Source organism: Nocardioides cremeus (assembly GCF_030518195.1).
Classification (GTDB): Bacteria; Actinomycetota; Actinomycetes; order Propionibacteriales; family Nocardioidaceae; genus Nocardioides; species Nocardioides cremeus.
In genome coordinates, this window is the sequence record NZ_JAULSC010000526.1 from 1 (window position 1) to 203 (window position 203).

Here is a 203-nt window from a genome sequence, read left to right on the forward strand (position 1 = left end):
TACGGATAGGTGTGCGCGCTGCCGACGGGCTGGCCCCAGCCGGCGCTGCCGCCGGTCGTCGCGGCCCCGGTCGCGCCGGGTCCGCCGCCGGCGCCCCCCGACGAGCCGGCGGCGCCACGCATGACCCGCGCGTCGGGCTCGCCGTGGATGCGCCGCATCACCTCGGCGGCCTCGGTGTAGGGGGTGTCGACCTCGTCCGCGCG

The 203-nt window shown here is 80.3% G+C and carries 1 protein-coding gene; it reads right to left on the reverse strand.

What is annotated here, in order from left to right:
* Nucleotides 1–203, reverse strand: a 203-nt coding sequence (locus tag QWJ41_RS21965) for a hypothetical protein (protein WP_302710617.1), incomplete at both ends; no start/stop codon positions are given.